A 21,952-nucleotide genomic window follows, 5' to 3' on the forward strand; every position below is an offset into this window, starting at 1 on the left:
TGGCTGTTAGGATTACACTCTCGAGGAAGGTGCTTAAGGAAAGTGCTTACTTAGTAAGTGTTGTTATCCTACGGGGCAGTCATGGATATTCAGATAATTTCACGCAATGGCGAACCCGAATACGCGGTTCTGCCGTGGGACCAGTATCAGGCGCTGCTAAAAGCTGCCGGTCAGCAACAACCTAAATCGCCTTCTACTGCTTCTGCCCAGGCCGCCCCCAAACAGGACCTGCGCCCACTCGCGGACCTGCGCGGCTTGCGCGAAACCAAGGGCTTGGCCATCGAGACCCTGGCACGCACCGTGGGTATCAGCCCCTCGTATCTTGGATTGATCGAAAGTGGTGAGCGCCAGCCGGATGCCGCGATCCGCCGCAGCCTGGCCTGGGAATTGGGCGTTGCAGGTTGGAGGGATGAATCTTGAGCCTACGTATCAGCCGTCAACACTGGGATGGGTTGCTTAACGAGCTGGACCAGGCGCGCCGCCAGCGCCATCTGCTGACCTACCGCGCGCTGCTGGAACGCCTGCAATTTCCCACGCCGGCCATGCAGACCCTGGCCGCCGCCCTTGAACACCTGGCTGCACTGGACGCCAAGGCCGAGCAGCCATTGCGCAGCTCCCTGGTGATCAGCCAGGGCGCCAGCCGCCTGCCGCGTACCGGGTTTTTCGAGTGCGTGGAGCGCCTGGGGCGTTTCAGCGGGCCGTCTGACGGCGTGGCCGCAGCCTCCTGGCACGCCTCGGAAGTGGTGCGGGTGTTCGAATACGAGTACCCGGAATCCGCCGAGGCCTAAAGCGGTTGGGACAGCATATCCATGCTGTCGATCACATGAATGCTGTAGCCGGCCATATCCTTGGCATGGTGCTTGGCCTGCGAGGCCAGCTCCGCCAACTGGCTGGCATCGAGTTGTCCACAGGCCTGTGGATATAAATGCACCACGCCGATGGACAGCGACAACAACGCAAACTCCTGGCGCACACCCTGGCGGTTCAACGCCACAAAGCAGCCGGCGTCCAAGTGCTCGGCACGGTAAAAACGTCGGCATTGGGTGTGGAAATCATCCAGCAACTGGTTAAGCCGTTTGCGCCAGTCCTGCGGCCCCAGCACCAGCAAAAAGTCATCCCCGCCAATATGCCCGACAAAGTCGCGGCTCGGGTCTACCCGGTCGTTAAGGCACTGCGCCAGGCACAGCAATACCTCATCCCCGCGCCCGTAGCCGTAGATATCGTTGAACGGTTTGAAGCTGTCGATATCCACGTAGCAGATCACCGACTCGCGCTGTTGCTGCAACAACCGCGTCAGGCACTGCTGAATCGGCACATTGCCCGGCAACAGGGTCAGCGGGTTGGCATAACGGGCCTGTTGGATCTTCAGCTCGGTGATCAGCTTGAGCACATCGATCACTCGGCCCAGGCCTAGGTAGTCGCCATTGAGCGTAATGATGAAGTCTTCTTCGATGCGCTGGCGTGCGCGACTGGTGAGCAGGCGGCTGACTTGCTGCAGGGACTGGCTCAACTCCACGGCCAGAAAATCGGTGCTCATCAAGCGGCTGATGGGCTTGCGCGCGAACAGGTCGGTGGCGAACGGCTTGAGCAGGGCGTCTGACAGCGAATGCCGATGCACGATGCCAACCGGGTGACCGCGCCCATCCAGCACCGCCAGCGAATTGAGGTTGGCCTGGCGCCGGAACGACTCCAGCACCTGGGCGGTGGCGGTGTCCTGGTCCACCGCCGGTTGTTCGCTGAGCAGCCCGCTGAGGTCGCTGGCTTCTTCGCTGGGGGCGATGTTGGCGTTGTCCGGCTTGGGCAGCATCAAGCGAGCCTCCTGCGGCGGATGCTCTTGCGGACGGCAGAGCAAGTAGCCCTGGACCAGGTCGACCCCCATTTCAGTGAGTACCGCCAGCTCTTCGGGCAGCTCGATGCCCTCGGCAATTACCTGCGCACGGGAGGCCCTGGCGATTTGCAGGATGGAGCCGACGAATTCGCGTTTGAGCGCGTCCTGATGGATACCGTCGATAAAGTGCCGGTCGATCTTCACGTAATCCGGCCGCAACTCCGACCACAGCCGCAGGCTGGAATAGCCGGCCCCCAAGTCATCGAGCGCGATGGCAAAGCCCATGTCACGGTAATGGTGCAAGGCGGTTTGCAGCAGGTCGAAGTCGTCGGTAGGTGTTTGCTCGGTGAGTTCGATCACCACCTGGCTCGGCGGGATCCCGAAATCGCGCAGCAGTTGCAGGGTGCGCCCCGGTTGGTGCGCGGTCTCCATCAGGGATTCCGGCGAGATATTCAGAAACAGCTTGCCCGGCAGCTTCTGTTCGCTGAAGCGTCGGCACGCGCTTTCGCGGCAGGCGATCTCCAGTTCACTGAGGCGCCCCGCATGGCTGGCTACGGAGAACAGGGCGACGGGGGAGTGCAGTGGGCTGTTGGAGGGGCCACGGCTTAGGGCTTCATAGCCAAGGATGCGCCGCTCGGACAGGCAAATGATCGGTTGGAACAGGCTGTGCAAACTGCCTTGAGCCAGGATAGAGCCCAGTGCACTCAGCTGTTCGGTCATGGTCATGGCGATCTCGATCGAAAAAAAAGGACCGCAGGCTCAATGCCAGCGGTCCTTCATTTCACGACAGAATGATGTCTATATGATGACACTCCGGGGGGTGATCAGACTAAATCGCCATCATTTACTGCTTGGCCACCTGCTTGCTGATTTTCAGGTAGTCCAGCAGGATCCGGCCTGTCTCGGCCATGTAGGCGTCGTCTTCCGGCTTGGTTTTTTCAGCTTCGGTCGGCAGCGCGTCTTCATCTTCTTTCTTCAGCTCCTTGAGTGGATCCTCACCCTTGGCCTTGCGGCGGATGTTTTCCAGGACAAGTTGCTGGTTTTCGATGTCGGTGTGCTGCTTGCGACGATCCACTTCGTTAAGGCTGACGGTTTTTTCTTCCATCAGCTTCTTGGCCAAGGCCAGCTTGTCGCGGATAAACACGAACTCGGCATCCTTGGCGGAGCGCGTGTCGTGGTCAGCCTTCAACTGCGCCAGGAATGGCTTGAACGGGTCCGATGCCGGCTTGATCGCAGGGCGGATGGTGTCCCACGGCATGGCTTCCGGCAGGGCGCTTTCGCCGATTTCCTTGGTGTCGATGATCGACGGGAAATCGATATCCGGCAGGACGCCCTGATGCTGGGTGCTCTGGCCGGAAACCCGGTAGAACTTGGCCAGGGTCAGTTTCAGCTCGCCATGGTTCAGCGGTTGAATGGTCTGCACGGTGCCTTTACCGAAGGTCTGGCCGCCGATGATCAGTGCACGGTGATAGTCCTGCATGGCGCCGGCGAAAATCTCCGAAGCCGAAGCCGAGAGGCGGTTGACCAGCAGCGCCATCGGGCCTTTGTAGAAGGCACCTGGGTTCTCGTCTTCAAGCACGTCGACGCGGCCGTCAGCGTTGCGTACCAACACGGTCGGGCCCTTGTCGATAAACAGGCTGGTCAGCTCGGTGGCTTCCTGCAGGGAACCGCCGCCGTTGTTGCGCAGGTCGATGACCACGCCGTCGACTTTTTCCTTCTGCAGTTCTGTCAGGATCTTCTTGACGTCACGGGTGGTGGACTTGTAGTCCGGGTCACCGGCGCGGAACGCCTTGAAGTCCAGGTAGAAGGCCGGGATTTCAATCACGCCCAGCTTGTAGTCCTTGCCATCCTGTTTGAGGTTGAGGACTTTCTTCTGCACGGCCTGGTCTTCGAGCTTCACCGCTTCACGGGTGATGGACACGATCTTGCTGGTCTGGTCGTTCGGCGCATTGGTGTGCGGGATCACTTCCAGGCGCACCACGCTGCCTTTCGGTCCACGGATCAGCTTGACCACTTCGTCCAGGCGCCAGCCGACCACATCGACCATCTCTTTGTCGGCTTGGGCCACACCGATAATCTTGTCGGCCGGGGCGACCTGCTTAGTCTTGTCCGCCGGACCTGCGGGCACCAGACGCACGATCTTGACCTGGTCATTGTCGCTTTGCAGGACGGCACCGATGCCTTCCAGCGACAGACTCATGTTGATATCGAAGTTTTCCGCGTTATCCGGCGACAGATAATTGGTGTGCGGGTCGTAGGACATCGCGAAGGTGTTGATGTAAGCCTGGAAGATATCTTCGGCACGGGTCTGGTCCAGACGTGCCAGCTGATTCTTGTAGCGCTTGGTCAACAGTTCCTGGATGGCCTTGGGCTCTTTGCCGGCGATCTTCAGGCGCAGCACTTCGTCCTTGACGCGTTTGCGCCACAGGTCGTCGAGCGCGGCGTTACTGGTCAGCCAAGGGGCGTCCTTGCGGTCCACCAGAAGGGTTTCCTTCTGAGTGAAGTCGAGCTTGTCGACGCCTTTGTCCAGCTCACCCAGGGCGAAGTCCAGACGCGCTTTGACACGGTCCAGGTAACGCTTGTAGATGGTGAACGCGGGCTGCAGGTCGCCGCTCTTGAGGAAGTCGTCGAACTGGGTCTTCCACTTGTCGAACTCAGCGATATCGCTGGCCAGGAAGTAGCTGCGCGACGGGTCCAGCAGCTTGAGGTAGCTGTCATAGATGATCACCGAGCGAGCGTCGTCCAGCGGCGGCTTGCTGTAGTGATGACGCTTGAGCAACTCGACGACGTTAAGGCTGGCAATCACCTCATCGCGATCAGGCTGAAGATTGTCCCAGCTGTTGGCTGCGAACGTATTGGTCGACATCGACGCGAAGCCGAGACCAATGAAAAAAGCGAGGGCGGTACTGGGGAACAAATGCTTCATGCTGATTCGACGCGGGGGCAATTGATAACGCATATTAGGCCGTCTTTGAGGGAGCCGGTTCCATATGGTCCGGTCGCATAATGCAAAAAACCCGATGCTACAGCTACGGGCTCAGTCCAGACTCACTATGGAGGCACTGTGAAAGCATTGCAAGGCGTTGAAGGTCATGTGGAGTGGTTGGAAGAACCAAGTCCTACCTGCGATGTAGGCCAAGTTCGCATTCGTGTGGCGGCTGCGGGCCTGAATCGCGCCGATTTATTGCAGCGCGCGGGTCTGTATCCGCCACCGGCCGGCGCCAGCCATGTACTCGGCCTGGAGTGTTCCGGGGTGATCAGCGAAGTCGGCGCGGGCTCGTCCTGGCAAGTCGGCGACCGCGTCTGCGCGCTGCTGGCCGGCGGTGGCATGGCCGAAGACGTGGTGGTGGACGCACGCCATGTGCTGCCGGTGCCTGAAGGTTTGTCGCTGGTTGAAGCGGCGGCCTTGCCTGAGGTGTACAGCACGGCTTGGCTCAACCTGTTCCAGCTGGCGGGCCTGAAACCCGGTGAGAAAGTTCTGCTGCACGCGGGTGCCAGTGGCGTGGGCTCGGCGGCGATCCAGCTGTGCAAAGCGTTTGGCAGCCCTTGCTGGGTCAGTGTCGGCTCGGCAGAGCGCCTGGCGTACTGCGAAGCCTTGGGCGCCCAAGGCGGCGTAGTCCGTACCGACGGCATCGACGGGCTGCGGGATTTCGGGCCATTCGATGTGATCCTCGACCCGGTCGGCGGCAACTATGCAGCGCTGGACCTCAAGCTGCTGGCCTTGGACGGCCGCTGGGTGTTGATCGGCCTGATGGGCGGCCGCGAGGCGCAATTGGACCTGGCCCAAGTGCTCGGCAAGCGTATTCAGTTGCTCGGCTCGACCCTGCGCAGCCGCAGCGATCAGTTCAAGGCGGATCTGTTCAGTGATTTGAGCCAGCATGTCTGGCCGTTGTTTGTCGAAGGGCGGCTGAGGCCGCAACTGGCGAAGACCTTCCCGATCAAGGACGCCGAGGCGGCGTTCGAGGCACTGGCGAGTAATCAGATTTCCGGGAAGTTGGTGTTGGTGATTGACGAAAGCCTGGCCTGATTTCAATTTGAAATGCAGTCAATGTGAGAGGGGGCTTGCCCCCGATGACGGTGGATCAGTGAAGAATGTTTCATCTGACACACCACCATCGGGAGCAAGCCCCCTCCCACATCGGAATCTCGATTGAGTCAGACCCAGTGATGAATCGGCCAGCCGGCCTGCTCAGCCTGCTCGCGCAACACCGGGTCAGGGTTCACCACCTGCGGGTGATCCACCTTCAACAGCAACGGCAAATCATTGCGCGAATCCGAATAGAAATACGCGCCCTCCAGTGTTTCACCTTCCTGCTCCAACCATTCCAACAAGCGCGTGATCTTGCCTTCGCGATAGGTGAGTACGCCGACCGTGCGCCCGCTGTACACACCATGACCGACCTCCAGATCAATCCCCAGCACCTCGTCGATGCCGATTCTCGCGGCAATCGGCGTGACCAGGTGTGTGCCCGAAGCGGAAATCACCAGGATCCGGTCGCCATTCGCACGGTGGCGGGCGATAGTCTTGGTGGCGTCGCTGTAGATCAGCGGTTCGATAACGTCCTCGACCCATGGCTCCACCAAGTGCTCGATTTCTTCCGGGGTACGGCCGATCATCGGCTCCAGGCTGAAGTCCATGAAGTCTTCCATAGCCAGCTTGCCCTGGCCGTAGGCGTCCATCAGCTCGTTGTTCCTGCGCATGAACGATTCGGGGTCGACCCAGCCCAGGCGGCCCATCTGCTCGCTCCACAGGGTGGCGCAGTCGCCGTGGATCAGGGTGTCGTCCAAATCAAAAATTACCAATGCCATCCGTCACGCTCTCTCAATAAATCGTTGCATCAGGCTACTTCACACAGCGCACTCGGGTCGATGGAAAGTGCCAGACGCTGGCCGTCCGGGTGCAGGTCGCCGGCCGAGCGGTTGAGTACGTCCACCACCAATTCCACGCCACGCGCTTCGATGCGGTAGCGAATCACGTTGCCGAGCAAGCTGTGGCTGCGCACCAGCGCGTCGAGTTCGCCGCTGCGGCTCAGCTCGATGGCCTCCGGGCGAATCGCAATGCGCCCGCTGACCGGCCGTTGCAGCAACTGGCTGGCCTTGTCGGCATCCAGCAGGTTGTAGTTGCCGATAAATCCGGCGGCGAATACGTCCACTGGCGCAGTGTAAAGGGTCTCGGCATCGCCGCTCTGCACGATCTTTCCCTGATTCATCAGGAAAATCCGGTCCGACATGGTCAGGGCTTCTTCCTGGTCATGGGTGACGAAAATCGTGGTCAGGCCCAGCTCGCGCTGGATCTGGCGGATCTGCTCGCGCAGGTGCTTGCGAATCCGCGCATCCAGCGCCGACAGCGGTTCATCCAGCAGCAACAGGCGCGGGCGGGTGACCAGGGAGCGGGCCAGGGCAACCCGTTGGCACTGGCCGCCGGACATCTGGTGCGGGTAACGGCCGGCCAGGTCCTTGAGCTCCACCAGTTGCAGTACTTCCTGCACGCGTTTGTGGCTGTCGTCGGCATTGACCTTTTGCATGCGCAAGCCGAACGCGACGTTCTGCTCCACGGTCATGTTGGGGAACAGCGCATAGCTCTGGAACACCATGCCGATATGGCGCTTCTGTGGGCTCAGCGGCACGATGTCCTGCCCATCGAGCAGAATTTTCCCACTGTCCACCGAGGTCAGGCCGGCGATGCAGCGCAACAAGGTCGACTTGCCGCAGCCGGAGGGGCCGAGCAGGGTGACGAACTCGCCCTTGGCGATTTCGCAGTTGATATCGCTGAACACCGGCGTGCCGGCGTAGCTTTTTTGCAGGTGTTGGACGCTGACGAAGCTCATTGGCTTTTGTCCTTGTTCAAGATGTTGGCGGCCCAGGTCAGCACCAGCACAAAGAAGAAATAGGAAATCACCACGGCACTGGTGAAATGGCCGCTGCTGTTGCGCATGTTGTTCAGGTACACCTGCAGGGTTTCATAGCGCGTGCCCACCAGGATATTGGCGAACACGAACTCGCCGAACAGGAACGAGAACGACAGTAACAGCGCCACCATCAGGCCTTTGCGCAGGTTCGGCAGCACCACGAAAATTGCCGCCTGCCAGGTGCTGGCGCCGAGCAGTTGCGAGGCGTCCATCAGGTCGCGCAGGTTGATGGCTTGCAGGTTGTTGGTGATCGCGCGGTACATGAACGGCAGCGCCACCGTGAAGTAGCAGCCGATCAGAATCCACGGCGTACCCACCATCGCCAGCGGCCCCGAGCCGTAGAGTTGCAGCAGGCCCACCGACGACACCACCGGCGGCACCGCAAACGGCAGCAGGATCAGGATGTTCATCAGCGCATCGAGCCTGGGAAAGTGGTAATGCACCACGAACAGCAGCGGCAGGATCAGCAGCACCGACAGGACCAGCGCGCCCACGCACACCAGCAATGACTGGCCGAAGGCGATCAGGAAGCGCGGGTCGCTCCACAGTTGCACGTACCACTTCAGGGTAAAACCGGCGGGCAGGATGGTCGCCCACCAACTGCTGGCAATCGAGTAGACGAACGTGCCGATCAGCGGCAGCACCAGGATCGCAAACAACAGGTACACCACCACGCGGTGGTAGAGGGAGGCCGGGCCGGCTTCAGCGCGAGACATGGTAGCTCCTCTTGAGCAGCAGTTGATGGACCACGGTGACCACGGTCATCAGCGCCACCAGCACCACGGCCAGGGCGCTGGCCATGTTCGGGTCGAGCGACACATCCCCCGACACCAGACCGGCGATACGAATCGGCAGCACGTTGAAGTTGCCGGTGGTCAGCGCGTACACCGTGGCATAGGCGCCCAGGGCGTTGGCCAGCAGGATCACGAAGGTGCCGAGCAGGGCAGGGGTGAGCACCGGCAGGCCGATATGCCGCCAGAAGTCCCAGCCGTTGGCGCCGAGCAACGCCGCCGACTCGCGCCAGTCCTCGCGCAGCGCATCGAATGCGGGGTAAAGCAGCAGCACGCCGAGGGGAATCTGGAAGTAGGTATAAAGGATGATCAAGCCGGTTTTGGAGTACAGGTTGAAGTCCTGAATGATCCCCGCCTGCTTGAGCATGATGGTGATGCTGCCGTTGAAGCCCAGCAGGATAATGAACGCAAAGGCCAGCGGCACGCCGGCAAAGTTGCTGGTCATGTTGGCGAAGGCGGTGACGAAGTTGCGCAGCGGCGAATCCACTCGGCGCAGTGAGTAACTGCCCAGGGTGGCGATGATGATCCCGAAGATGCTCGAGTAGAAGCTGATCTCCAGGCTGAACTGGATCGCTTGCAGGTAGAACTTCGAACTGAAGATCCGCGTGAAGTTGTCCAGGCCCCAGCCGGATTCTTCGGTTTGCAGGCTGTTGATCAGCACCCAGACCAGCGGGGCGATTTCGAACACGATAAAGAACAGCGCGAAGGGCACCAGGCAAAGCAGCGCCAGCCATTTGCTGCGGGTCATTTCAACAGCTCCCGGCACACAGGTTTGTCGTGGCGCACGCCCAGCAGTTCGCAGACGGTGCCGCAAAGGTCGGTCTGTTTCGGCGCGGCATTCGCGTCCAGGCTGAAGGCATCGCCGAGGACAAACAGCGGCACTTCGCGCTCTTCCCGTAACAGGCCGTTATGGGAGCGATCATTGTTCATGCCGTGGTCAGCGGTCACCAGCACCTGGTAACCGGCATCGAGCCAGGATTGCAGGTAGTCGGCCAGGATGATGTCGGCCGAGCGTGCGCTGTTGCGGTATTGCGGGGTGTCGAGGCCGTGCTTGTGGCCGGCGTCGTCGATATTCATCGGGTGCACCACCAGGAAATTCGGCGCGTGTGTGCGGCGCAGGCTTTCGGCGTCGGCGAACAGGTGCGAATCCGGGTAATGGTCATTCCAGTAGAAAAGCCCGTGCTGGATCGCCAGCGCCTTGTCGTCGGTGTGACGATCACGGGCGGCGAGGAAGGGCGTGCGGTTGTACAACTCGCTCACCCAGTGGTAAGCCGCCGCTGCGGTGGTAAGGCCGGCCTCGGTGGCGTAATGGAAAATGCTGCGCTGGTTGGACAGGCGCGAGACGTTGTTGTGCACGATGCCGCTCTGGATCGGTGGCACGCCGGTGAGGATGCACTCATACAATGGGCGGGACAGCGCGGGCAGTTCACATTCCAGGGTGTAGAGGGCTGCGCGTCCTGCGCCGACATAGGCCTGCAAGTGTCCCATGGCGTGCCGCGCAACCTCGAAGTTGAGGCCGTCGAGCACCACAAGGATGACATTGTGCTTCATGGGGGCTGGCGCTCCGCAACAGATGGGCTTGGATCTTTTGTCGGTTGAAACCGGATCAAATGTGGCAGCTGGCTTGCCTGCGATGGCGGTGTATCAGTCGACATGGATGCCGAATGTCAGACAGCTATCGCAGGCAAGCCAGCTCCCACACTGACCGCGTTTCGATCAAGTAGAACGCTTACTTCATTTCTACGATGACCTGCTCGTTCCACAGCTGTGGCAGCTTCTTGGAGGTCGCTTCCCAGGCATCGGCATCCTTGATCGGCTGCGGATTGGCCTTGGTGTACTGCTCGCCCGGAATCAGGTTCTTGGCGATATCTTCCGGCAGTTTCAGATCGGTTTCGGCGCGGATCGGACGCGCATTGCCACGCGCCAGATTGAGTTGGCCGGCATCACTGAAGATATATTCGCGGGTCAGCTTGGCGGCGTTCGGGTGCTTGGCGTACTTGTTGATGATGGTGGTGTAGCCGGATTTCACCGAACCGTCCGACGGGATCAGCACCACGTAGTCATCCGGGTTGGCCATCTTGGCTTTGTAGCTCAGGCCGTTGAAGTCCCAGACGATGCCCACTTCGATTTCGCCTTTTTCCATGGTGGCGATGGTCGGGTTGGACAGGCCGAGACGACCTTGCTGGGCGATCTTGGTGAAAAATTGCAGGCCCGGTGCGATGTTCTTTTCATCGCCCTTGTTGGCGATTGCGGCGGCGAGTACCGCGTTGGAGGCCTGGGCCGCAGTGCTTACGTCACCGACCGACACCTTGTATTTGCCGGTCAGCAGGTCAGCCCAGCTGTGGGGGACTTCGGAGCCGTGCAGCAGCTTCTTGTTGACGATAAACGCGATGGTGCCGGTGTAGGCCAGGGCCCAGTGACCGTCTTTGTCTTTTGCCCAATCCGGCACCTGGGCCCAGGTCGACGGTTTGTAAGGCTGGGTGACTTCCTGCTTCACCGCGATCGGGCCGAAGGCGGCGCCGACGTCGCCGATATCGGCGCTGGCATTGTCTTTTTCGGCTTTGAACTTGGCGATTTCCTGGGCCGAACTCATGTCGGTGTCGATGTGTTTCAGGCCGTAAATCTTGGCGAGGTCGTCCCAGGTGCCTTTCCAGTTGGCCCAGTCATCGGGCATGCCGACACTGTTGACCGCGCCTTCTGTCTTGGCGGCAGCTTCAAGGGTTTTTAAATCGGTATCAGCGGCCATGGCGGCGGTGCACATGGCAATGGTCGAGCCTAACAGTGATGCCAGGAAAAGCTGTTTCATCCGAAGCTCCTTTGGGCGTTTTCAACGCTGCGTTTTTGTCGACGTTTGCGGTGGTGTTGGTCTAGGTCAGCAATACCTGAGCCAATCTAGGCGTGATGGATGACAGTTTCATGTCGATGTCGTTTTTAAATCGCGGGTGTCGCTCACTTCAGACTCAGCGTAGACCATGCCCAAGCGCCCGCAGGCCATGGACTTGGCCGATGTATTGCAGGGTGTGGTGCAGCGGTTCGACAGGGGCTGTCATCTGTCGGTCATCTGTATTGCCTAGGCTGGCACGCCATGGCAGAAGCCCGAATACAGCGCGTTTTGTGCACCTGAACGGTGCTGGTCTAGTCCAGATAGGTAACGTTGATGCGTGATGAGGCAATCAAGGCGGTGACATCCATCGGGCTGGCGCTGCAAGAGCAGATCGACCATGGCCTGCTGCCGCCCGCCAGTAAACTGCCCGCCGAGCGCAAACTCAGCGAGTTGTTTGGTACCACTCGGATTACCGTGCGGGAAGCCTTGTTACAACTGGAAGCCCAGGGGCAGATTTACCGCGAGGAGCGCCGCGGCTGGTTTGTTTCGCCGCCGCGCCTGGCCTACAACCTGATGCAGCGCAGCCACTTTCACGCGATGGTCAACGACCAGGGGCGTGTAGCCTCGACTGAAGTGATCAGCGCGCGGCTGCAACCGGCGTCGGCGGCGGTGTGCGCCTGGTTGCAGTTGCCGGCGTTGTCCAGTGTGATCCAGATCTGCCGGGGGCGGCGGATCGATGGGCGGCTGGTGCTGTATGTGGAGCATTACCTCAACCCGCAGTATTTTCCGGGGATTCTGGCCTGCGATTTGAATCAGTCGATGACCGAGCTGTATGCCCGCAAGTACGACTTGCACTATGGCCGGGTGCGTTTCGAAATCGTGCCGACGTCACTGCCGGTGGAAGCTGCCGCCGCGTTGCGCGTGTCAGTCGGCAGCCCAGGCCTGCGGATTGCCCGGGTCAATTATGACCAGCACCAGCGGCTGATCGACTGCGACCTGGAGTTCTGGCGGCATGATGCGATTCATGTCGGCGTGGATGTGGTTTAACCCGTGTGGCTGCCAAACTTGTCATGGACGGCGGGTTTGTTATGGGAGGCAGGCTTCCTGTGGCGAGCAGGCTTGCCACAGAGGACTGCTTGGCACAGAAGGCTGCCCTCCAGGCGTCAGGGCGCGAGGGCCTTGATCACCTGATCCACATTGGTTTCCAGCTCGGTCACCGGCTCCACGCCGTCGACGTTCAGCACCAGCAGCTGTGCACCGCCCGCGGTGACGGCGGCCTTCACGGCCTCACTGGGCTGACGATGATGCAGCACCACGGCAATGTCGTTGTCTTTCAAGTCGGCAGTCAGTTTCTGCAAGGCTTCAGGCGTCCAGTCGGCATCGGGGCGCGGGTCGGTGCTGAGCAGCTCCAGGTTCAGGCTGCTGACCAGGTAAGCGAAGTGGTCACTCAAACTGAGCACACTCAGGTTGTCCGCCTGGGCCAGCCGCGCTTCGCTGTCGGCAGTCAGCTTGAGCAGGCGCTGCTTGAGGGCCGCGAGGTTGGCGTCGATCTTCGGCTTGGCGCCGGGCGCCAGGCGGCTCAGGTCGGCGGCCATCACATCGGCCATGCGCCCCATGTTATTGCTCGATTGCCACGGCTGGCTGTTCAGGCCATCGGTGCTGCCCGGTTGCACGGCGATCCCCGGCAAGCCGCCGTCTACCGGGCGCGCGGCATCGACTTCAACGATGCGGATATTGCTACGGCGCGCCACCGGGTAAAGCGGGTCATCCGGCCATAGAGAGCGCAGGCCGATCGCCGCGTCTGCGTCCTGGGCCAGGGTATTCAAGGCCGGCGCGCCACGGCCGGTGAAGTACGACACCTGCCGTGAGCCCGGCAGGTTGGCTGGCGCCGCGCGTTCCAGCTGCACGTCGGTGCCCTTGAGCAGCACGTCGGCCAGCCCATAGGTAATAGGCAGCGAGGCCAGCACCTTGAGCGGTTTGACCGATTTTGTCTTGCTCAGCGCGGCGTGCCCTAGGCCGTTGTTGGCAACGAAATCGCGGGTCTGGAAGCCGTCAACGGCAGCCGGCGCCGAGGGACTGATCAAGCAAGCGATGGCCAGGGCCAGTGGGCGAAAAACAGGGCGCATTATCCAAGATTTCCTTTGAGGCTGGGCACAGTGCCGCGTGCGATGGCGGCGAGCGCGAAGAAAATGCCGGCCATCAGGATGATCGCGGCGCCGGACGGAACAGGCAGGTCGAAAATGATCGGCAGCAGGATGCCGCACAGGGTGCTGACGGTGGCGATCACCACCGAGACCCAGAAAAAGCCTTTGAGCGACTGGCTCAGCAGGCGTGCCGCCGCGGCTGGAATCACCAGCAGCGCGCCGACCAGGATCGCGCCGATCACCTTGACCGCCGCCACGGTGATCAGCGTCACCAGGATCACGAACAGATAGTCCAGGGTCTTTACCGCCACGCCGCGCACCGCCGCCAGCTGCGGGTTGAAGCTGGCGAGCATGATGCGGTTGTACAGCGGCAGCGCCAGGGCCATCACCAGCGAACCGACAATTGCCAATACCAGCAGGTCATTGCCGTTGACCGTCAGCACCGAGCCGAACAAGACGTTTTCGAGGATGTGCACGTTGATCTTGCCCGCCAGGATCAGCAGCAGGCTCGCGCCCAACGCCAGCGACACCGACAGGAACACGCCGATCAAGGTGTCCGGCGCCAGCCCCGTGCGGTTGCGCAGGTAGTTGAGCAGGATGCCGAACAACAGGCAGTAGCCGAACAGGCTGCCATAGGGGCCGGTGTAGGGTTCACCCAACAGGATGCCCACGGCCACCCCGGTCAGCGCGGCGTGCCCGACCGCTTCGGAGAAAAACGCAAAGCGCTTGACCACCACCAGCGTACCCAGGCCGCCCAGCACCGGGCCGATCAGCAAACCGGCGAGCAGGGCATTGACCACAAAACCATAGGCCAGCGCCTCCGGCAGGTAACCGGAAGAGGCCCAGCCTTGGACCATCAAGCGAAACGCTTCATAACTCATTGCGCCGGGCTCCGAGGGTGGGTGGAGAACAGGGTGAGTAGGCGGTCCGGGGTCAGCGCCGCTTTTGGCGTGGCGTCAAACAGCACGCGGCGGTTCAGCCCGGTCACGCGGTCGGCCAGACGGCCCACGGCTTCCAGGTCATGCTCGATCCACAGCACGGTGATCCCGGCCAGGCGCCAGTCATTCAGCAGACGTTCGAACACCTGGATACCCGCCTCATCGAGGGCCGACATTGGCTCATCCAGTACCAGCAGGTGTGGCGCCGGGATCAGGCCCTGGGCCAGCAGCACGCGCTGGCGCTCACCACCGGACAAGGCACCCATGCGCCGCTTGCGTTTGTCTTGCATGCCGACCCGCTCCAGGGCCTCGCCGATCGCCGCGGCGTAATGTCTGGACAGGCCGAGGAACGCCGGGCGGCGTTGGCACATGGCAGCCATGAAGTCGTCGACCGTCATCGGCAGGCCACGGTCGAACTCCAGCGCCTGGGGCACATAGCCGATGGTGCCGGGGGCGGTTGGCCATTGCAGGCTCAATCGACCCTGATGCGGCGTTTGCCCCAGCAGGGTCTTGATCAGCGAGCTTTTACCGCCGCCGTTCGGGCCCACTAATGCATGGATGCTGCCCGGTTGTACCTGAAAGCTCACGCCGTCGAGGATCATGGTACGACCAAGGGTCAGCGAGACCTGGTCAAAATCGATGGTCGGGCCAATGCTGGCGACCTGCAGGTGTTCCGCCGCCGTCATGCCCCCGACTCCTGAATGGCCCGCACCACGGTATTGAGGTTGCCGGTCATTTCCACTTCGTACTTCTCGGCGCTGTATTCGCCGTAGGAAATATGTGACAGCGGGTACAGCTTGACCCCGGATTCACGCTGGATGGTGTCGACGTAGGAGGAGGGGAAATCCATCTCCGAGAAGATCACCTTCACGTCCAGCGCGCGCAATTCATCAATGGTTTTTTTCAGCTGGCTGGGGCTTGGCTCAATACCGTGGGCCGGCTCGACCACGGCGGTGACTTCCAGGCCGAACTCACGCAGCAGGTAGTCGTAGGCCGCGTGCACCGTGGCCACGCGCAGGTCCGGGTTGGGTGCGCTGGTCAGCTTGGCCAGGGCGTCGGCGCGCATCTGGCGCAGACGCTTGCCATAGGCGCGGGCGTTCTGGGTGTAGGTCTTGGCGTTGTCCGGGTCGAGTTTGCCCAGTTCGCGGGCAATGTTGTTGACCTGGGCAATCGAGGCGCTGATCGACAGGAAGGTATGCGGGTTGACCACCTTGCCCGCACCGCGCGCGGCATTGCCGGTAGCGGCCAGCAGCGGCACGTTGGCGTTGGCTTCGATCACCGCGATGTCCGGGCGCTCGCTGGTGGCGATCATGCGGTCGGCGAAATCGTCATGGCCGACGCCGTTGAGCACGATCACATCGAGGGTGCCGATGCGCTTGATGTCCTCGGCGCGCGGCTCGTAGGCGTGGGGATTGAAGCCGGCCGGAATCAGCGGCACCACGTCGGCCTTGTCGCCGACGATATTCGCCACGTAGCTGTAATAAGGATGCAGGGTGATGCCGATGCGCAGGCGTTTGGCCGCCTCGGCATTTGCCAGGGGGGCCAGCATCAGGCTGAGCAGGCCAACCAGCAACAGGCGCAACAGGGGAGATGAAATAGACATGGGCAATCGGTCTTCTCGTTCAGTGACGGTGCTGGCGGGTGACGCCGGCATCGAATTGCGCGACCACCTGCCGCCAGCCCGCTGCGATCAGCGCCTGGTCAGTGAGGTCAGAGGGGGCGGCGAGGTTGGCTTGACGGTTGAGCCAGATATCCGGCTCGGCGCCGTGCACGCGCATCAGCAGCGAGCCGCTGGTGTCGGGCGTCTGGCTCAAGCCCAGGTAGGCCGAAGGCGCCAGCAGTTGCCAGCGATGGTCGCCACGGCTGACCGAACTGGCGTCCTGGGCGAAGGGCGCAAAGCCTTCCTCGGCCAGCTGCTCGGGCGTGGGCAGCGTGTTTTGCTCGGCCTGCAGCAAGTGGATTTCATCCAGGGTCACGCGCAAGTCGGCATAGATGCCTTGCTCGGCGGCGCTGAGGTCGCGGCGTGCGTCCAGTTGGTGGCTGGGCACGGCGGCGACTTCCTGGGTTTCGCCGTGCAGCGCCACCACCGTGCCGGCCACCGCGAGGATGATCAGGCACAGCAGCAGGACGTAAAGGGTTTCATGGCCAGCACCGGCGGGGCGTACAACCTGTGTCGTGCTCATTGAGGCTGGATATCCGCTTGGTCGATTTCGACGACATGGCCAGGGCCTGCGTCAAACAGCACATAGAACTCCGCCGACGGCTTCTTGAAGGTCAGGGTCGAATCCTGGCCCAGCTTGCCGGGCACCAGGATGGTTTCGTCGTAGCCGATCACATCCAGGGTTACGCCGGGGGCGCCGCTGCCATCGGAGAAACCGCCGGTGCACTGGATCTGCTCGCCGGGGATTTCCTTGCACTCGCACATCGGGTTGTGGGCCAGTGCAGTGGTACTGAAGCCGGCGCCGAGTAACAGCGCAATGCAGACACGGGACAGGGGCGTCAACGTCATGGTTTAACTCCTTGCTTGTTCAACCAGGCAATAGTGGCAGGCGAGGCCTGGCTCAGCGGGATGGAACCCTGGTGCACGGTGCCGTCCCAGCCTTCCATGGTGACCCACAGTTCGGCGTCGACAGGTGTGCGTGCCGGCACGGGCAGGGCAGCGCCCATGCGGTATGGGGTGCCGAAGAAGATCACCCCGGCGGCCCGCAGGCTGCGCGGTTTGCCGATGCGCAGGTAAGTGGCCTTGACCTGCTCGGTACAGGTTTCGCACAGGGCGGCATTGAAGAACTTCATCGGGCCGGCCGGGTTCGGGCGTGGGCCTTCATTGCGGAACTCGGCCAGCTTGAGGCTCCAGGGCCCCACCTGCACATCACCCGCCACGCGCTCGCCGATGCCGGTGTCGCCGCGAAACAGGGCCGCCTCGGAAAAATACTTGGGCATGAAGCCCAGGGGCACCAGCAACAGCAGTACGTTGATATGGAAGCGCCATTTCAGCCAAAAGGCCCGCAGTGGCGAAGGCGGTGCAGCGGCAGTGACCTTGCTCATGGGTTCGCCTCCGAGGTTTCAGCCTGCAACGCCGGGATCGACGCCGGTTGGCGCGGCGCCTGGTTGCTGCGCTTGAGGGCGTTAAGGGTGGCCAGGGCGGTGCGCTTGGTCCAGATCAGCAGGCCACTCAAGACCATCATGCTCAGCACCAGGCCGAAGAATGCCCAGATCAGCTTGATCCAGATGCCACCGAAGTCGCCGGTGTGCAGAGGGCGCATGGACTCGGTGACAAACTCCAGCTTGGTGCGGTCGGACAGCAGGTGCGCCGAGGCGACTTCACCGTCATACGGGTTGATCTGCGCGGTCTGGTACATCAACGGATACCAGCCTCGGCCACCGATCTGCAGGTGGCTGTAGGCGTTCAACGGCAGGCTGACGAAACTCGCCTCCAGCCCTGGGATACGCTGGGTCGCGATTGCGATTGCGTCATCCACGGCAATCATCGGTGCCGGCACGCCGGGCGCCGACGTCGGGACTTTTTCGCGGGCGATCACCGGCACGATGGGCTCGCTGGAGATTGAAATCTGGTTGTCAAACAGGATCGCCTGGATCAGGAACCAGGTGCCGGTAATGGAGATCACCGCGATAAACCAGATCGACCAGATACCGCTCAGGCGGTGGAAGTCGCCCCAGAAGATCCGCGCACCGTGGCGCACGCGCAGGGTCGGCCGGAGAAAGCCCTTCCAGAATTTCTTGTAGACCACCAGCCCGGTGACCAGCGACGCCAGCAACGGCAGGCCGAGCAGTGACACCAGGTACCAGCCCCAGCTGAAGCCATTGGTGAACGGCACCAGCCACCAGCCGTGAAGCGCGCGGGTGAACTGGCGGAAGTCGAACGACGGACTGATCCCCTGGATCGCCCCGGTGTAGGGGTTGACGTAGACCTCGACCGAGCGCCCGTCGGGGTAACTGAGGTCGACACTCAGGGCGAAGTGCGATTCATCCGGGCGGCTGAGCGACTGCACGATCACCTGGGGCTCGGCGCGCTTGATCGCGCTGATGACCTGGTCGTAGCTCAGCAGTTCGGCATCGTCCGACGGCTTGCTTGCGCGGATATCCGGGTTGGCCAGCCAGACGATTTCCTGGCTGACCACCGCCAGGGTGCCGGTGACGCAGACGATCAGTACAAAGAACCAGATGGGCAAGGCCAGCCAGCTATGTACGAGAAACCAGAGTTTGGAGCGTGACTTCTTCGACATGTGAATGAGGTCTTGATCGGAGGGGGGCGATGGAGGCCCGGAAAAGGCCAGTCGTAGCTTTTGCTGACGCGACGGGCTGTATCTAAGTTAAGACGGATGAGAACAGGAAAACCCTAAGCCGAAGATGCAAGTAAATGTTTCAGATTCACATTCGCAGGGCTGAATTGCCGCGATCGAACACGAAACATGTTCCAAGCCATCACCCAGGCGCCATTGATGGGGCCGGGTGGCTGCGTAGGATGGGCTCATACCGTTGAGTGAGCCTTAAGACAAATGACTGCCAGAACCCTCTACGACAAACACATCGATTCCCACACAGTGTGCCCCCTGGATGACCAGGGCCATGTGCTGCTTTATATAGACCGCCAGGTGATCAACGAATACACCAGCCCGCAGGCATTCAGTGGCCTGCGCGAGGCCGGGCGTAAGGTGTGGCGGCCCGGCACGGCGCTGGCCGTGGTCGACCATGTAAACCCCACCACCCCCAGACGCACCGCGACAATGCCGGATGCGGGCGGCGCGCGGCAGGTGTCGTACCTGGCGCAAAACTGCCGTGATTTCGGCATCGAGCTGCTGGACATCCTCGACAAGCGCCAGGGCATCGAACACGTGATCGCCCCGGAGCAGGGTTTTATCCTGCCGGGCATGGTGATCGCCGCCGGTGACAGCCACACCACCACCTACGGTGCCCTCGGCGCATTCGGTTTTGGTATCGGTACCTCGGAAATCGAACACCTGCTGGCGTCCCAGACCCTGGTTTACAAGCGCCTCAAAAGCATGCGGGTGACCGTCGACGGCGCGCTGGCCGCAGACCTTACGTCCAAGGACGTGATCATGGCGCTGATCGGCAGGATCGGCGCGTCCGGTGCGACAGGTTATGCAATTGAATTTCGCGGTTCGACCCTCGACGCATTGAGCGTCGAAGCACGCATGACCATCTGCAACATGGCCGTAGAAGCAGGCGCGCGAGGCGCGTTCATGGCGCCGGACGAAAAAGTCTTCGCCTACCTCAAGGGCAAGCCCCGCGCGCCCAAGGGTGAGTTGTGGGAGCAGGCATTGCTGGGCTGGCGCCAACTCTATTCGGATACCGACGCCGTGTTCGACCAGGAAGTGCACCTCGACGCGAGCACCCTGGAACCCATGGTCACTTGGGGCACCAGCCCCGACCAGGCCGCGCCCATCGGCGCCCGCGTGCCCGACCCGCAGGACGTCAGCGACCTGATCCTGCGCCAGGACATGCGCCGCGCCCTCGACTATATGGGCCTGGAAGCCGGCATGCCGCTGAGCGATATCGTGATCAGCCACGCCTTTATCGGTTCCTGCACCAACGCACGTATCGAAGACCTGCGCGACGCCGCCCGCGTGGTGCGCGGCAAACACGTGGCCAACCATGTGCGGGCGATGATCGTGCCCGGCTCCACCGAAGTGCGTGACCAGGCCGAAGCCGAGGGGCTGGCGGCGATCTTTATCGACGCCGGTTTCGAATGGCGCCAGTCGGGCTGCTCGATGTGCCTGGCGATGAATGACGATGTGCTCGCCGCCGGCGACCGCTGCGCCTCCAGCACCAACCGCAACTTTGAAGGCCGCCAGGGTGCTGGCGCGCGCACCCACCTGATGAGCCCGGCGATGGTTGCCGCCGCCGCCATCACCGGCCGCCTGACAGACATTCGCCACTTTGGAGACCGCCCATGAGCCTGCAACCCTTCACCCTGATCACCGGCAAGGCCGCGCCCATGCTGGCGGCGAATATCGACACTGACGTGATCATGCCCAAGCAGTTCCTCAAGGGCATCGACCGCAGTGGGCTGGACCGTGGGCTTTTTTTTGACCTGCGCTTTTTGCCCAACGGCGAACCCAACCCGGCGTTTGTGCTGAACCAACCGGCCTGGCAGGGCGCGAGTTTTATGGTGGTGGGGCCGAACTTTGGTTGTGGTTCCAGCCGTGAACACGCGGTGTGGGGGCTCAAGCAGATGGGCATTCGGGCGTTGATCGGCAGCAGTTTTGCCGGGATTTTTTATGACAATTGCCAACGTAATGGGGTGTTGTTGATTACGCTGGAAGAGGCGGCGGCGCAGCGGTTGGGGCAGACCGTGAGCCAGGCGGAACAGGCGCGGATCAGTGTTGACCTTGAACAGCAGGAGATTCGCTTGGCCGATGGCCAAGTGATTCCATTCCAGATCGACACGCTGCGCAAGACTGCGCTGTTGCTGGGCCTGGATGCCATCGGCAGTACCTTGCAGCGCAGTGACGCGATCAAGGCCTTCGAGGCTCGGCACCTGCAAGCCAACCCCTGGCTCAACTGACACACTGCCTTTTTGATTCGGTTAAACAGAGAGCCCCTTGAAGTGCTCCTGCAAAAACTCCACGCAGGCGCGCAGCTTCCCGGAATACGCCAACCGTGTCGGGTACACCGCCCACACGTTGGCGCTCTGGGTATAGCCATGCAGCACCTGCACCAGTTTCCCCTGTTCCAGCAGCGGCTTCACATCCCACATCGAACGCAGCAATACCCCACGCCCATCCAACGCCCACTGCAACACAATCTCGCCATTATTCGACGACAGCGGCCCGCGCACGCGCACGCTTTGCTGGGCGCCGTCGCGTTCCAGGTTCCAGATACCAAAGGTGTTGTCACGCTCCTTGAGCACCAGGCAGTCGTGCTGTTCCAGGTCACTCAAGTGCAGCGGCGTACCACGACGCTGCAGATAAGCCGGCGCTGCACACAGCACCCGGCGATTGCTCACCAGCCGCCGGCCGATGTGCTGGCCAGGGATGTCATCGCCCACGCGAATCTCCAGGTCGAAACCTTCGCTGACGATATCCACCACGCGATCAAACAGGTCCAGGCGAATCTCCAGGTCCGGGTACTGCTCTGCCAGCAACGAAAGAGCCGGCGCCACATGGTTGCGGCCAAAGCCAAAACTGCTGCACAAATGCAGGCGCCCACGCGGGCTGTCGTGGGCGTCGGAGAGCTCATCGGAGAGTTGCTGGAAGTCTTCGAGGATACGCACGGCCCAGCGTTGCACCCGTTCACCGTCCTCGGTCAGGGCGATACGCCGACTGGTGCGGTGCAGCAGGCGCGTGGCCAGGGTGGTTTCGAGGATCTGGATACGCTTGCTGACGTAGGCAGGCGACAACCCCAGCTCATCGGCGGCGGCAGCGAAACCGGCCTTGCGGATCACGGTCAGGAATACCCGCAGGTCTTCGGGCAGGGGCACGGTATCTTTCTTATTCGTCATCGGAAACAGGCGTGGCGGCATGAGCCGCCAGAATA

The 21,952-nt window shown here is 61.7% G+C and carries 23 protein-coding genes; 6 read left to right on the top strand and 17 right to left on the bottom strand.

The annotated features are described in order from the left end of the window. Positions 1–81: 81 nt before the first annotated feature. Both WBR57_RS27200 and WBR57_RS27205 read left to right on the top strand, forming a co-directional pair. Positions 82–420 carry a helix-turn-helix domain-containing protein gene (locus tag WBR57_RS27200; RefSeq protein ID WP_424088256.1) on the top strand — a complete coding sequence of 113 codons (339 nt, stop codon included), beginning with the start codon at positions 82–84 and terminating at the stop codon, positions 418–420. Further along, positions 417–788, top strand: coding sequence for a hypothetical protein (locus WBR57_RS27205; RefSeq protein ID WP_005786715.1), 372 nt, complete (start codon positions 417–419; stop codon positions 786–788). The genes WBR57_RS27200 and WBR57_RS27205 overlap by 4 nt, the downstream gene beginning before the upstream one ends. Here the strand turns inward: WBR57_RS27205 and WBR57_RS27210 are convergent. Together WBR57_RS27210 and WBR57_RS27215 are read right to left on the bottom strand one after the other, a co-directional pair. Beyond that, on the bottom strand, positions 785–2,554 hold the full coding sequence (locus tag WBR57_RS27210) for a bifunctional diguanylate cyclase/phosphodiesterase (protein ID WP_424088260.1): 1,770 nt from the start codon (positions 2,552–2,554) through the stop codon (positions 785–787). The two genes, WBR57_RS27205 and WBR57_RS27210, sit on opposite strands and share 4 nt — an antisense overlap. A gap of 118 nt (positions 2,555–2,672) precedes the next feature. Next, positions 2,673–4,754 carry a carboxy terminal-processing peptidase gene (locus WBR57_RS27215; RefSeq protein WP_424088261.1) on the bottom strand — a complete coding sequence of 694 codons (2,082 nt, stop codon included), beginning with the start codon at positions 4,752–4,754 and terminating at the stop codon, positions 2,673–2,675. A gap of 138 nt (positions 4,755–4,892) precedes the next feature. Here WBR57_RS27215 and WBR57_RS27220 point away from each other — a divergent pair, with 138 nt between their 5' ends. Next, complete coding sequence (locus WBR57_RS27220) at positions 4,893–5,855, top strand: zinc-binding dehydrogenase (RefSeq protein WP_424088263.1); 963 nt, start codon at positions 4,893–4,895, stop codon at positions 5,853–5,855. A 128-nt stretch (positions 5,856–5,983) separates the two neighbouring features. On the opposite strand, the gene WBR57_RS27225 is transcribed toward WBR57_RS27220, so the two are convergent. The 6 genes from WBR57_RS27225 to WBR57_RS27250 form a co-directional block, all read right to left on the bottom strand. Then, positions 5,984–6,637, bottom strand: coding sequence for an HAD family hydrolase (locus tag WBR57_RS27225; RefSeq protein WP_424088265.1), 654 nt, complete (start codon positions 6,635–6,637; stop codon positions 5,984–5,986). 29 nt (positions 6,638–6,666) lie between these two features. Further along, complete coding sequence (locus tag WBR57_RS27230; protein ID WP_424088267.1) at positions 6,667–7,656, bottom strand: ABC transporter ATP-binding protein; 990 nt, start codon at positions 7,654–7,656, stop codon at positions 6,667–6,669. Beyond that, positions 7,653–8,453: an ABC transporter permease gene (locus tag WBR57_RS27235; protein WP_424088269.1), complete on the bottom strand. Its 801-nt coding sequence runs from the start codon at positions 8,451–8,453 to the stop codon at positions 7,653–7,655. Before WBR57_RS27235 ends, WBR57_RS27230 begins: the two co-directional genes overlap by 4 nt. Beyond that, complete coding sequence (locus WBR57_RS27240; RefSeq protein ID WP_122541321.1) at positions 8,440–9,276, bottom strand: ABC transporter permease; 837 nt, start codon at positions 9,274–9,276, stop codon at positions 8,440–8,442. Before WBR57_RS27240 ends, WBR57_RS27235 begins: the two co-directional genes overlap by 14 nt. Beyond that, positions 9,273–10,079 (bottom strand): alkaline phosphatase family protein, encoded by an 807-nt coding sequence (locus WBR57_RS27245; RefSeq protein WP_424088272.1) that lies wholly within the window; start codon positions 10,077–10,079, stop codon positions 9,273–9,275. Before WBR57_RS27245 ends, WBR57_RS27240 begins: the two co-directional genes overlap by 4 nt. Before the next feature lie 178 nt (positions 10,080–10,257). After that, positions 10,258–11,334, bottom strand: a complete 1,077-nt coding sequence (locus WBR57_RS27250; RefSeq protein ID WP_424088274.1) for an ABC transporter substrate-binding protein — start codon at positions 11,332–11,334, stop codon at positions 10,258–10,260. A 351-nt stretch (positions 11,335–11,685) separates the two neighbouring features. Here WBR57_RS27250 and WBR57_RS27255 point away from each other — a divergent pair, with 351 nt between their 5' ends. Continuing rightward, positions 11,686–12,399, top strand: a complete 714-nt coding sequence (locus WBR57_RS27255) for a UTRA domain-containing protein (RefSeq protein WP_122541318.1) — start codon at positions 11,686–11,688, stop codon at positions 12,397–12,399. A 116-nt stretch (positions 12,400–12,515) separates the two neighbouring features. Here WBR57_RS27255 and WBR57_RS27260 read toward each other — a convergent pair whose 3' ends face one another. From WBR57_RS27260 to WBR57_RS27295, 8 genes are read right to left on the bottom strand one after another with little or no spacing between them, the layout of a single operon-like run. Then, positions 12,516–13,478, bottom strand: coding sequence for a metal ABC transporter solute-binding protein, Zn/Mn family (locus WBR57_RS27260; protein ID WP_424088277.1), 963 nt, complete (start codon positions 13,476–13,478; stop codon positions 12,516–12,518). Beyond that, a complete protein-coding gene (locus WBR57_RS27265; protein WP_424088279.1) occupies positions 13,478–14,377 on the bottom strand; it encodes a metal ABC transporter permease in 900 nt (299 codons plus the stop codon). The genes WBR57_RS27260 and WBR57_RS27265 overlap by 1 nt, the downstream gene beginning before the upstream one ends. Further along, positions 14,374–15,120, bottom strand: coding sequence for a metal ABC transporter ATP-binding protein (locus tag WBR57_RS27270; RefSeq protein ID WP_424088281.1), 747 nt, complete (start codon positions 15,118–15,120; stop codon positions 14,374–14,376). The genes WBR57_RS27265 and WBR57_RS27270 overlap by 4 nt, the downstream gene beginning before the upstream one ends. Continuing rightward, positions 15,117–16,037 (bottom strand): metal ABC transporter substrate-binding protein, encoded by a 921-nt coding sequence (locus WBR57_RS27275; RefSeq protein WP_424088283.1) that lies wholly within the window; start codon positions 16,035–16,037, stop codon positions 15,117–15,119. Before WBR57_RS27275 ends, WBR57_RS27270 begins: the two co-directional genes overlap by 4 nt. A 19-nt stretch (positions 16,038–16,056) precedes the next feature. Beyond that, positions 16,057–16,617 (bottom strand): DUF6162 family protein, encoded by a 561-nt coding sequence (locus tag WBR57_RS27280; RefSeq protein WP_424088285.1) that lies wholly within the window; start codon positions 16,615–16,617, stop codon positions 16,057–16,059. After that, positions 16,614–16,943, bottom strand: coding sequence for a hypothetical protein (locus tag WBR57_RS27285; protein ID WP_424088287.1), 330 nt, complete (start codon positions 16,941–16,943; stop codon positions 16,614–16,616). Before WBR57_RS27285 ends, WBR57_RS27280 begins: the two co-directional genes overlap by 4 nt. Then, positions 16,940–17,479 (bottom strand): thiamine pyrophosphate-binding protein, encoded by a 540-nt coding sequence (locus WBR57_RS27290; protein WP_424088289.1) that lies wholly within the window; start codon positions 17,477–17,479, stop codon positions 16,940–16,942. Before WBR57_RS27290 ends, WBR57_RS27285 begins: the two co-directional genes overlap by 4 nt. Continuing rightward, a complete protein-coding gene (locus WBR57_RS27295) occupies positions 17,476–18,678 on the bottom strand; it encodes a PepSY-associated TM helix domain-containing protein (RefSeq protein ID WP_424088291.1) in 1,203 nt (400 codons plus the stop codon). The genes WBR57_RS27290 and WBR57_RS27295 overlap by 4 nt, the downstream gene beginning before the upstream one ends. A gap of 273 nt (positions 18,679–18,951) precedes the next feature. Here WBR57_RS27295 and leuC point away from each other — a divergent pair, with 273 nt between their 5' ends. Continuing rightward, on the top strand, positions 18,952–20,370 hold the full coding sequence (leuC, locus tag WBR57_RS27300) for a 3-isopropylmalate dehydratase large subunit (RefSeq protein WP_424088293.1): 1,419 nt from the start codon (positions 18,952–18,954) through the stop codon (positions 20,368–20,370). Then, positions 20,367–20,981: a 3-isopropylmalate dehydratase small subunit gene (leuD, locus tag WBR57_RS27305; protein WP_424088295.1), complete on the top strand. Its 615-nt coding sequence runs from the start codon at positions 20,367–20,369 to the stop codon at positions 20,979–20,981. The genes leuC and leuD overlap by 4 nt, the downstream gene beginning before the upstream one ends. Positions 20,982–21,002: 21 nt before the next feature. On the opposite strand, the gene WBR57_RS27310 is transcribed toward leuD, so the two are convergent. Further along, a complete protein-coding gene (locus WBR57_RS27310; RefSeq protein ID WP_424088296.1) occupies positions 21,003–21,917 on the bottom strand; it encodes a LysR substrate-binding domain-containing protein in 915 nt (304 codons plus the stop codon). Positions 21,918–21,952: the final 35 nt, after the last annotated feature.

This window comes from Pseudomonas sp. (assembly GCF_049590575.1).
In the GTDB taxonomy this organism is placed as follows: domain Bacteria; phylum Pseudomonadota; class Gammaproteobacteria; order Pseudomonadales; family Pseudomonadaceae; genus Aquipseudomonas.